This is a genomic window from Pseudoflavonifractor gallinarum, from assembly GCF_014982855.1.
Taxonomy (GTDB): Bacteria; Bacillota; Clostridia; order Oscillospirales; family Oscillospiraceae; genus Pseudoflavonifractor_A; species Pseudoflavonifractor_A gallinarum.
Genome location: NZ_JADCKF010000002.1, coordinates 315,539 through 327,063, shown reverse-complemented (window position 1 = coordinate 327,063; position 11,525 = coordinate 315,539). Strand labels below are relative to the sequence as shown.

8 protein-coding genes are annotated in these 11,525 nt (G+C 62.9%); 3 read left to right on the top strand and 5 right to left on the bottom strand.

The window, feature by feature from the left end; translation table 11 throughout:
- Window positions 1-81 precede the first annotated feature (81 nt).
- The gene (lpdD, locus tag INF37_RS03530; RefSeq protein WP_193536436.1) at window positions 82-462 is read right to left on the bottom strand and encodes a prenylated flavin chaperone LpdD; all 381 of its coding nucleotides are present in this window, start codon (window positions 460-462) and stop codon (window positions 82-84) included.
- Entirely contained in the window at window positions 456-1,646 is a 1,191-nt protein-coding gene (locus INF37_RS03525) for a CCA tRNA nucleotidyltransferase (protein ID WP_193536434.1), read from the bottom strand. Before INF37_RS03525 ends, lpdD begins: the two co-directional genes overlap by 7 nt.
- Before the next feature lie 147 nt (window positions 1,647-1,793).
- On the opposite strand from INF37_RS03525, the gene murC reads away from it, so the two are divergent.
- On the top strand, window positions 1,794-3,167 hold the full coding sequence (murC, locus tag INF37_RS03520; RefSeq protein WP_193536432.1) for a UDP-N-acetylmuramate--L-alanine ligase: 1,374 nt from the start codon (window positions 1,794-1,796) through the stop codon (window positions 3,165-3,167).
- Window positions 3,168-3,225: 58 nt separating this feature from the next.
- Here the strand turns inward: murC and INF37_RS03515 are convergent, their stop codons facing one another.
- The gene (locus INF37_RS03515) at window positions 3,226-3,996 is read right to left on the bottom strand and encodes a peptidoglycan recognition protein family protein (protein WP_186962822.1); all 771 of its coding nucleotides are present in this window, start codon (window positions 3,994-3,996) and stop codon (window positions 3,226-3,228) included.
- 68 nt (window positions 3,997-4,064) lie between these two features.
- Window positions 4,065-5,261 (bottom strand): 5-bromo-4-chloroindolyl phosphate hydrolysis family protein, encoded by a 1,197-nt coding sequence (locus INF37_RS03510; RefSeq protein WP_193536431.1) that lies wholly within the window; start codon window positions 5,259-5,261, stop codon window positions 4,065-4,067.
- 298 nt (window positions 5,262-5,559) lie between these two features.
- Here INF37_RS03510 and INF37_RS03505 point away from each other — a divergent pair, with 298 nt between their 5' ends.
- Window positions 5,560-7,449 (top strand): VanW family protein, encoded by a 1,890-nt coding sequence (locus INF37_RS03505; RefSeq protein ID WP_193536429.1) that lies wholly within the window; start codon window positions 5,560-5,562, stop codon window positions 7,447-7,449.
- 74 nt (window positions 7,450-7,523) lie between these two features.
- Window positions 7,524-8,207 (top strand): DUF2461 domain-containing protein, encoded by a 684-nt coding sequence (locus tag INF37_RS03500; protein ID WP_193536427.1) that lies wholly within the window; start codon window positions 7,524-7,526, stop codon window positions 8,205-8,207.
- Between the two features lie 164 nt (window positions 8,208-8,371).
- On the opposite strand, the gene INF37_RS03495 is transcribed toward INF37_RS03500, so the two are convergent.
- On the bottom strand, window positions 8,372-11,386 hold the full coding sequence (locus INF37_RS03495; protein ID WP_193536425.1) for a LamG-like jellyroll fold domain-containing protein: 3,015 nt from the start codon (window positions 11,384-11,386) through the stop codon (window positions 8,372-8,374).
- Between the last annotated feature and the right edge of the window lie 139 nt (window positions 11,387-11,525).

Below are 11,525 nucleotides of genomic sequence, written 5' to 3'. Positions count from 1 at the left end.
GTACAAATCTGTAAATTTTTTGCGTCATTTCGTCTCTCTCCGCCCAAAAAGGTGCCGCCCGAACCTCCGGGCGGCACCTTTTTACGCTCTGTTCGCTTCCTGCTCCATCTGCTCTGCCAGCCGATCCACAGCCGCTCCGACCAGGGCGACTACCGCGCCGATCTGTTCCGGCGTGATGCCGTCCACATGGATGCCGCCGCTCACCAGGACCGCGCAGTCCAGCCGCTTGGCCAGCCGCTCGGCGGCCTTTTTCACCACGCCGTCCTCCTTATGGCTGGGCAGGACCAGCACCGACGCGCTGGAGCCGATGCTCCCGTCCGGATGGCGGTAGGGCGCGCCCAGCGCCGCCGCGCCCAGATGGGGAACCTCCCCTCCGGTGATGGTCACGTTCCAGTCCCGGCCCATGCTCTGGGCCGTCAGGGTCAGGGCGATCCCCTCCCCCTCGGTATGCAAGGTCAGCATGTCGTATCCTCCTCGATTGTCTCGGATGTCTCGCTCAGATAGGCCCGCAGCCGCTCCGGCGTATTGGCAGAGGGGTCTTCCAGTACGTGGTCCAGCAGCTGCCGCTGGGCCGCGCCGATGTCCTTCCCCCGGTAGCCCAGGGCCGCCAGGTCCTGCCCGGACAGGGCCAGTTCCTTCACGCTCCAGCAATCCCCCCGGCGGAGCACCTGCTCCAGCGCAGGGGAGCTCTCACGCCCCTCCCAGTCGCCCATCCAGGCTCCGGCCCGGGCTCCGTCGACGCCATACTCCCACAGGGCGCGCCGCCATGCCTCGTCGGTCTGGGGCAGTCCCGCCTTCCACAGCCGGAATCCGTCGGCACAGGCCCGGATGGTCTTTCTCTCCAGGCGCAGCGTCTCCAACAGGGAGGGCCCCTCCTCTCCCACCACGGCGCAGAAGCCCGCCCAGCGGGCCTCCGGCGTCCGGGGCAGACGGCTCAGGGTGACGAAGGCCCCCCGGGGGATGCACCCGTACCGCCGCATCAGCCCGGTGTCAAAGAGCATCCGGGCCCATCCCGGCCGGGGAGAGCACAAGATTTTCTCCAGCTCTCCCCGCACCCGCTCATGGGAGAGCACTTCGGCCAGCGCCGCACACCGCCAGATGCCCCGCGCCGTGTCGGTCTGGAGCTCAAACCCCAGCTGGGCCGCAAAGCGCACCCCCCGGAACATCCGCAGGGCGTCCTCGGTAAAGCGCTTCTCCGGCTCTCCCACGCACCGGATGAGCTCCCGCTCCAGATCCTGCCGTCCGCCGAAGGGGTCGATCACCCCTCCGTCCGGGGCCAGAGCCATGGCATTGATGGTAAAATCCCGCCGGGCCAGATCCTCCTCCAGCGTGGCGTCAAAGCGCACCTCGCCCGGGTGGCGCCCGTCGGTATAGCCGCTCTCCCGCCGGAAGGTGGTGATCTCCACCGGCCCGTCCCCGGTGAGCACGGTGACCGTCCCGTGGCGCATGCCCGTGGGGACGGTGCGGGGAAAGAGGGCCATCACGGTCTCGGGCCGTGCCGCCGTGGTCAGGTCAAAATCGCCCGGCGTCCGTCCCAGGAGCAGATCCCGGACACATCCGCCCACCGGATAGGTGGGCCACCCCGCCTCCCACAGGCGGTCCCGGCACCTCCGCACGCCGTCCGGTATGTACAGCTCTTTCACCATACCACCCCATTTCCCGTATTTTTCTCTTGTAAGGGGACTATACTGCGGTATATAATAATATGTTCCAAATCTGTTTTCCCTCTGCGCCCAGGGCGCAATACGATACCATATCGTCATTATAAACTTCTGGAAAGGGTGTGTAAACCCATGGCTGCAACTGACATCCATGATTATCTGCGTCCCGGCCGGCGGGCCCATCTGGTCGGCATCGGCGGCGTTTCCATGTCCCCTCTGGCGGAGGTCCTCCACGGGGCCGGTATGACCATCACCGGTTCCGATATGCGGGAGAGCGCCACCACGGAGCATCTGCGCTCCCTGGGCATCCGGGTGGACATCGGCCACCGGGCCGAAAATGTCGCCGGCGCCGATCTCATCATCCGCACCGCCGCCGCCCACGACTCCAACCCCGAGATCGCCGAGGCCCACCGTCTGGGCATCCCGGTCTTTGAACGGGCCCAGGCCTGGGGCTCCATCATGCGGGGCTACCGCAACGCCCTGTGCATCGCGGGCACCCACGGCAAGACCACCACTACCTCCATGTGCACCCACATCGCCATGGCCGCCGCCGCCGACCCCACCGTCATGATCGGCGGTACCCTTCCCCTGCTGGGCGCGGGCCACCGGGTGGGCAAGGGGGACACCATCATTCTGGAGAGCTGCGAGTACTGCAACTCCTTCCTCTCCTTCTTCCCCACCGTGGCGGTGATCCTCAACATCGAGGCCGACCACCTGGACTTCTTCAAGGATCTGGAGGACGTGGAGCACTCCTTCCGCGCCTTTGCCGACCGGGTGCCCGAGGGCGGTCTCATCATCGCCAACCGGGACGATGCCAACACCATGCACGCCCTGGAGGGGGAGGCGCGTCCCATCCTCACCTTCGGTCTGGAGGAGGGCGACGTCCACGCCGCCGGTCTGACCTGGGTCAACGGCCTGCCCGCCTTTGACGTGATCTGCCGCGGGGAGAAATTCGCCCATGTGGAGCTCCAGGTCCCCGGCGTACACAATGCGAAAAACGCCCTGGCCGCCGCCGCTTCGGCCATCGCCCTGCACTTCCCCCCCGCCGCGGTGGAGGAGGGCCTGGCCGCCTTCCACGGCGCGGGCCGCCGCTTTGAGCACAAGGGCAGCTTCCACGGGGCGGAGGTCTACGACGACTATGCCCACCATCCCGGAGAGCTCCAGGCTCTCTTCTCCGCCGTGAAGGGCATGGGCTATGAGCGCATCATCTGCGCCTTCCAGCCCCACACCTACACCCGGACCAAGGCCCTCTTCTCCGACTTTGTCCAGGTGCTCCGGGAGCCTGATCTGGCCATCCTGGCCGAGATCTACGCCGCCCGGGAGACCGACACCCTGGGCATCTCCTCCCGGGACCTGGCCGAGCAGATCCCGGGCAGCCGCTACTGCGCCACCCTGGAGGAGGTCACGGCTCTCCTGCGGGAGATCGCCCGTCCGGGGGATCTCATCCTGACCGTGGGCGCCGGCGACATCTACACCGCCGGAGAGGCTCTGGTCAAACACCAGTAATCCAGTCAAAAAGCGGGCATACCCGGAAAGTCCCCTCTTCCCGGGTATGCCCGCACTGTTATTTCTGCATGCGCTGGAATACGACGGCGGCCTGCTCCCGGGTCAGGGGGGCGCAGGGCTGGGTCCCGTCAAAGAGCCCCGCCTGCACCGCCGCCTCCCAGTCCGTCTCCGCCCAGGAACTGACCGGCTTAGCCGCCTGCTCCTTGCGGTAGGCCGCCATGGCGGTCTGAAACATGGCGTCAAACTGCTCCTGTGTCAACTCGTCCTCTCCTTCCAGAAGGGCCTTCACATCGGCCCGCAGGGTATCCATGCTCTTGCCGTGCCTGGGAAACCAGTGGGACACGTCGGCGTGGTTGCTGGCCATATCCTCCTGGTAGCCCTCCCGGTGGTCCACGATGTCCCGCAGGGGGTCCAGGCCGTATTTGCGGCAGAGCATGGCGCACAGCTCCACGGCGTTGGCGTAGACCCGCCGGAAATAGTCCGCGTTCTTCTCCGCGTCATAGCCCACCATGGTCCCTCCCTGGTAGGTGTGCCCGGCGGGCTCCAGGATCTCAAAGCTGATGTGGGTGTTGTTGGCCGACGTGCCGCCGTTGGGCGGCGTCCCGGCGTGCCAGCCCCGCCAGTTCCAGGGCAGGGTCTCGGTCACGCCGTCGGCATGAACAAAGGCGTGGGCGCATTTATCCACCCCCGGCTGGTCCCACAGCCGCAGCCAGACATTCACGTCCGGCTGCGGCGTCCCTGTGGAATGGACCATAATGCCCTTGGGTACGATGGTGCGCCCCGCCTTATAGCAGTCGTTTCGTGTTAAAATGTGTTCGGTCAGCTGCATGGTCTCTCCTCCCGGAGTATCCTATGCGCCGCCTCTCTTTTCGGACACCCTGCGGCCCCCTTGGGAGATCAGCCGCCCAGGGTCAGGCCGCTCCCCTTCTGGGAGAGACCGTCCTTTTCCAGCATCTGCTCCAGCACCTTCACATCGGTGGTGATGTCCATGGCCGTGTTCTCAAAGAGCTTATCCAGCTGCTTTTCAAAGCCCTCCACCACCTTATCCATCATCCCCTCGATGCGGACCTTGGCGGCGCTGATGTTCTCGCCCTCCACGCCCTGCTCCTCCAGCTGGGCATAGGAGTTGAGGATCTTCAGCGTGGTGGGAAGGTAGTAATTCAGGAAGCTGCGCAGCTGGCCGCCCTTTTCCGGGTTCTTCTTCTGATACTCAAAGATCTTGCGGGTGATCTCCTCGATGCGGTCGATCTTCTCGCTCATGGCGGCGTCCTCAATGGCGTCGTTCACCGCGCGGATCTGGGCCAGCGTCCGGTCGTCCTCTCCCTGGGCGGGTTCGGGCTTCGGCTCAGGCTTCTCCTCCTGAATTCCCTCGTCGCTGAGGATGAGGCGTCCGGTGCTCATGTCCAGATAGCCGGTGGGCAAGAGGCCCTCATCCAGCATCTCCTGCAGATCATCGCAGGCCGTATGCACCGACACCGGCATGGCCTGCGCCAATGTCTCCACCCAAATCGAGGTCTGATGCCCGATCAGCGCCAGATACTTGCGGAACCGGCGGGCCTTTTTGTTCCTGCTCATCCCCACGGCCAGCACCACGAAGCCGGCGCAGCAGAAGCCCAGGGGGAAGAATACGTCCTCCAGGTACCAGATGGGATTGCCGCCCCAGAACAGGCTCTCCACCATCTCCAAAATGGCGCTGGCAGTGCCCAGACCGAAGACGCCCGCGATCACGCCGCCGACGATCATCATGCTCTTCCCCCGGTTCAGGCGCAGGTGTTCCTGCTCTGCCGGGACCCGGCGCCGGACCTTCCGCGCTGCCCCCATTCCGGTGGATACCCCCTGGGTGCCGGGCTGGCGCACCTCCGTCCGCCGGCGTACCACCGGCCGCTCCTCCTGGTGCACGCCCTGGGTACCGGGCTGCACATAGGTCCGTCCGGTGGGGGCCGAACGCCCATGGCTCGCCGGGCGGTTGTTCTCGGTCAATTTCCGGAACAGCAGAAACAGACCCACCGGCCAAAACAGCGCCAGCATAAGCACGATCAGGATCCAGGATCCGATCTCACTGTTATTTGTATCTTTCTTCCCATAACCCGCCATATCCGGGCCCTCCTGTTCGGCAATGGTTTTTCCACTCTTATTATCTCTGATTGTAGCACAGAACTCTGAAAGAATCGATGAAAAATATATTTAAATTTTTTTAAACCCGCCCCACACAGGGAACCGAATCCCTTTTGGCACGTCTAAAAAGTACTTCAAACTCATACAACACGCTTAGATGGAGCGCAAACCGGCAGGAATAAGCCCTGTAACCGTTCTGTAATTGCATTTTGGGGCAGGGACACCTATAATGGAGAGCGTATCCAGTTCGTTACCTCAATATTGGGAGTTGATATCCATGGAACACTCGAAAGGCAAACGCGTCATGCCCGACCCGGAGGGCGGCAGACGCAGAAAATCCGGCCGACCACCCAAGGTCCTGGTCGGTGTACTCATTTTCCTTTTGCTGCTCTGTGCCGGCTACGCCGGCATGTGTGCCTATGCCGCCACCAGCGGGAAGCTGCTGCCCAACACCCGCATCAGCGGCGTCCAGGTGGGCAGTCTGACCCGGGAAGAGGCCCAGGCCAAGCTGGAGGCGGAGCTTCCCACCCGGCTCTCGTCCCTCTCCGCTGACTTCACCTGCAACGGCAGCACCTTTACTGTCTCCGGGGATGCCCTGAGCGCCGATATCTCCGGCGCGGTAGAGGCGGCCTGGAACAACAACCAAAAGGGCGGCGCGGCGGCCGGCGGCTTCCGCTTCCTCTCCGCCCTGGCAGGGCAGTCCAGCGAGACGGAGGTCCAGCTCTCCTTCTCCCAGACCCCCGCCTCCATCACTCAGGCGGAGGAGCATATCTCCAACCCCATGGTGGAGACCAGCTGGACCGTAACGGCCGACACGCTGGACTTTACCAAGGGCACCACCGGGCAGGCCATCGACGTGGACGCCCTGGAGGAGCAGCTCCTGCGGGAGTTCCAGACCCTGCTGTCCGAGGGCGGCACCTCCGCCCCTGTACCCATTGAGGTCCCCGTGATGACGGAAGAGCCCCCCGAGCCCGACTTTGAGGCCATCTATCAGGAGGTCTACACCGAGCCTGCCGACGCCTACCTGGACAAGAACACCAAGGAGATCGTCCCCTCGGTCACCGGCATCCGGTTTGACACGGACGCCGCCCGTACCGCCCTGGCCGACACTGCGGAGGGCGAGGTCTGCTCCGTGCCTCTGGAGAAGGAGGAGCCCAACATCACCACCGCTAAGCTCAATGCTAATCTCTTCAAGGATGTCCTGGGCAAGTCCTCCACCAAGACCGCCGGCGGCTCCTCCCGCTGGCACAATGTGGATCTGGCCTGCCAGCGGGTCAACGGCACCATTCTTCTCCCCGGCGAGACCTTCTCCTACAACGCCACGGTGGGTCCCTACTCCCAGGCCGGCGGCTATCAGAAGGCCGGCGCCTATGTGAGCGGCACCACCCAGGACACCTGGGCCGGCGGCGTGTGCCAGCTCTCCTCCACCCTCTATTATACGACCCTCAAGGCCAATCTGGAGACCGTGGAGCGCCACAAGCACAAGTACGACGTGGGGTATCTCCCCTCCGGCCTGGATGCCACGGTCTACAGCAACAGCCTGGACTTCCGGTTCAAGAACAACACCGACTACCCCATCAAGATCGTGGCCTCTCTCACCAAGAGCGGCGGCACCCGGTACTGCAACGTCACCATCTACGGCACCAACACCACCGGCATCTACGGCGATCCCTACTCGGTGGTGGTGAGCACCACCGCCCCCAAGACCGTCTACGAGCCCAACAGCTCGGTGCCCCAGGGCTCCAAGCCCCAGAAGGACCCCACCCGCACCGCCTACACCGGCAAGGTAGTGGAGGTCCATCAGCGCCTGCGGGATGCCAACGGCAAGGTCATCAGCGACACGGTCATCCACAACGACCGCTTTGATGTGCGCAACGCGGTCTACTTCTATAACCCCGCTGACGCGGCCCGTCTGGGCATCGACACCTCCACCGGTCTGATGACCGAGGTGCCTGTCACGCCCACACCGGCGCCCACGCCGTCCCCCACCGCGACACCGGCGCCCACACCGGCGCCCTCCAGTACCCCCGCTCCCACTGCGGCGCCCACGTCGACACCGACTCCGGCGCCCGCCACCTCCGCACCCCCCAGCAGTACACCGGCACCCACTGCATCCACCGATCCCAATGTGCCGGTCCTTCCCCCGGAGGCCCAGACCGGAACCTGAGTTTTTTCGTCACATGGAGCGCGGGTCATCTCTGACCCGCGCTCCTGTTTATCACTTCAAGGAGGGATTCCCCTATGTTTCAAGGCTTTTCCGATGCCACCATCGACTTTATGTGGGGCATCCGGTTCAACAATGAGCGCCCCTGGTTTCAGGCCCACAAAGAGGAGTATCTGACCCACTTCTACCAGCCCATGAAAGCCCTGGCCCAGGAGGTCTATGACGCCTTCCAGGACCGGCACCAGGTCCCGGGCCTGTGCTGCAAGGTCTCCCGTATCTACCGGGACGCCCGGCGCCTGCACGGCAGAGGCCCCTATAAGGATCATCTCTGGTGGTCCATGGAGCGTCCCACCGAGGACGCCTTCTCCACCCGCCCGGTCTTCTGGTTTGAGCTGGAGCCGGAGGGCTGGTCCTACGGTCTGGGGTATTACTCGGCCACTCCGCTGACCATGGCCAAGTTCCGCGCCCGGCTGGACCGGGACCCCGCGCCCTTTGAGCGCCTGGTCCGCAGCCTGGACCGGCAGGCGGTCTTTCAGCTCACCGGCGTGGACTACAAGCGTCCCAAGGGGGCCCCTCCCTCCCCCCTCCTCGCCCCCTGGTACAACAAGAAGAGTTTGGCGCTGGAGTGCGATCACAAGCTGGACGACCTTCTCTACTCCCACGACCTGGTGGACACTCTGCTGGAGGGATATGACTTCCTGCTCCCCTTCTACACCTATTTCTCCTCCCTGGACGGCGATCCGGACCCGCGGGAGGGATAAGAAAGCAGCTCTCCCGGCGCGTCTGGCGCAAACCGGGAGAGCTGCTTTTTTCCGAAACAAAAAAGCCCCTGCGGACTGTGGAGGAGTGCTCCATAATGTGCGGCCCGGACGGAAGTACCGCCCGGGCCGCACGTCAGTTTTGTGGAAAGAAATCCGTGCTTAGATCATGCCGTTACCGTCATCCCATCCAGGTAGGCCCCGGCGATCTCCACCAGATCCTGCAGGTCGACTCTGCCGTCCTGGTTTACGTCGGCCTTCTGGGCCTCATCCCATCCGGAATCGCCCTCTCTGACCTGATAGAAGTCCTGAGCCGCGGCGATGTCGTTGATGTCCAGCGTACCGTCTCCGTTCACATCATAGCGATTGCTCACCGCCGTCGTGACCGCGGCAGCCTGCGCGTTCACCTGTCCCTGAACACCGTCGTTGCATTTGACCTCGTTCAACGTGACCGTGAGGTTGCCCTCAGACTCCAGGGTACGGATATACAGGGTCATCATGTCCTTCTGCTCCGCCAGAGCCTGTACATCGGAAAGGCCATAGCTCAGCACCGCATCATAGCGCAGGGAGCCGTCTTCCTGTGCAGTCTTTTTGTAGGTCAGCAGCGTAAAGGGATCGGCCGCCACCAGAGAGGCGGCATCGGCAAAGAGGCCCTCTCCCTGTACCTGGAAGGTCAGATGGATGGTCTTGAGGCCCTCATCGCTCCCCTCCGCGGAGAACACATAGGGAACGCGGGCGTTCTGACCGGCCTGCGCAGGGCCGGAGACCGAGACGGAAATCTGATTCTCCTCGGGCTGGCTTTCCCCCTTGAGATCCGTACCATAGACTGCGGCGATCTCCGCGTCGCTCAGGGCGCGATTCCAGATGCGCAGGTTATCCATCCCGAAATCCAGATCGGTTCCGCCGATGTAGAAGGGGGAGCCGGAGGTCAGCGTGGCATTTTCGTGCAGGCTTCCGCTGGCGTAGGGGATGCCGTTGACATAGGTGGTATAGGTCTTGGCCTGGCGGTCCACTTTCAGCGTAATCATGGACCACTCGTTCTTGTCAAAATCACGGAAACGGATGTAGGCGGTCTGATCATAGTTTCCGTTGCCCGGCCCGATGGAGCCGCTGATATGGTCGGGGGTGCCGTCGTTGTAATCATAGGCGAAAATCACACCGGCATTGGTGGCGCTGCTCCAGCTCTTGTTGCCCATGATGGTCTGATCGGCCCTAGCGGTATAGGGCTTATACCAGAAGCTGATGGTCATGTCCTGGTCCTTGCCCAGTTGATCCAGGGTCTCCCGGGCGCCCAGATCAATGCGCTCTCCGCTCTCCAGGCGGACAGCAGTGCCGTTGTTGACGCCGGACTCGTAGCTAATGGTGTCGTCAGTGGTCACCGCAGCGGTGCTGTCGGCTCCATCCGTCAGGTCATGCTCAAACTGCAGGTCCATCTGCAGGCCATCCCAAATGCCTTCGGGCAGGACGGTGGGCGGGTCCAGGGAGACTTCCTTCCCTGCCTCAGCCTGCTCCATGAGGGACTCCAGTTCACTGATCCAGATGTAGCGCTGGAGATCTTCTGCCGCATCCTGACCGGCAGCGACCTCACTCAGCTTCTCTTTCAGGGCCTGGATCGTGGCGGCGGGATATGTGATTTGATAGACCCCATCTGTGCCGGCCTCCGCCTTTTCCAGCAGAGCCTGGGCCTTTTCCACCGCCTCGGCCAGCAGGGCGGGATAGTCCCCTTCCGGCAGGTCCGCACCCTCTCCCGCAGTCTGGAAGGTGATGCTCTGAGGCGTAGATTGATTGCCGAAGTTATCCACGGCAGTGACCTGGATCTGGTAGAGCGTGCCCGGCTTCAGCTCCGAGAAGAGCAGGGTCATCTCGGTGGGATAGGGCCGCAGGTAGAACCGGGAGTAGACGGTAAAGGACCCGGTATAGGACTTGGGCTCATTGCCGCCGAAGAGGGTAGGAGCCACAGAGTAAGTGGCGTCCTTGTTGCCCAGCAGTTCCTTGACCGAGATCTCATAGTGCTCGGTGAGCTCGTCGTCCACCGCCTGGGTAAAGGTGAGCGTGGCGCCGGTCTCACTGACCTCGGACATGGAGATCTGGGCATCCTCCTCAAACCAGGGCGCGACCTTGCTGCGCTGGTCGCTGGTGTAGCGGAAACCGTCGGTCCCCTCCTGCGTCTCGATGACCCAGGGCATTCCCATCCAGCGCTCATTGGTCGCATCAAAGCGGCGGATGACCGTGGTGCCGTCCTCCAGGACCGAGACGAAATTACAGGTGCGCTCATACTCCACCAGCTGATCTCCCTCGTACTTTCCCTGGGCGGGCGGGAGGACCGGCTCCAGACTGGAGGGCAGTTCCACATAGTCCATGGAGCCGTTGTTCACCACTGTGAAGTCATCCTGGTAGATCCCGTTCTCCGCCTCATTGCTGTAGTGGGAGTGGGCGGTAAACACGATGGCCTGCGGATAGTCCGCCAATGCGTTCTGGATCGCGGTACCCACAATATCCTGATAGCCGCCCCAGGTGGTTCCGTTGAGGCCGCTGTGAACCTGTACGAAGATGGGCTTACCCATATCGTAGTCCTCGGCCGAAGAGATCTCCTCCAGCGCCTGAGAGAGGAAGGATTGGTAATTGCGGTAATCCAGGGAGATAAAGTCGTAGCCGTTGATCTCCACATGGTAGTTGCTGTAATCGCCGCCGTCCGCCTGCTCAAAATACCAGTTGGGACGGCCGTCCGCCTTCGCCTCGCTGAACATGGGTATCATGTAGTCGCCGGGGCGGTCATGGTTGCCTACGGCATAGAGAATGGGCATCTCCTTGCCGAAGGTCTCATCCATCAGCTGGATGACCGCGTTGTAGAAGTCGCGGCTGCTGTCTGGATATTCCAGGCGCTCATTGGCCTCCACGTCGCCGTCCACCAGTACCGCATCGGTTTCAAACCCATTGTCCACAGCCCAGTCTTTGATATTGGTGAAGACGTTCTTCCACTTCTCATAGCTGGAGACATGGGTATCCGACATACTGATGAATTCCAGCGCCGCCGGGACATCGTTATAGGCCTCATTGGCCTGATCCACCCGCTCCTGCGTCATGGCCTGTACGCCTTCCGGCGCGGCTGCCATGGCGGTGGGAAGGATGGAGAGCATCAGCGCCCCGCTCAGCGCGGTCGCCATCCATCGTCTCATGTGCATAGCAAATTACCTCTCTTCGCTCTCAAATGTACAAGGGCGCCCCTGTGTCAACCCAGCGGCTGTCCTTACCCCAAATACGGTTTTCCATACGTGCGAACCTTTCTTCAGGGGATCCATAGGATAAGTATAAATATTCTCT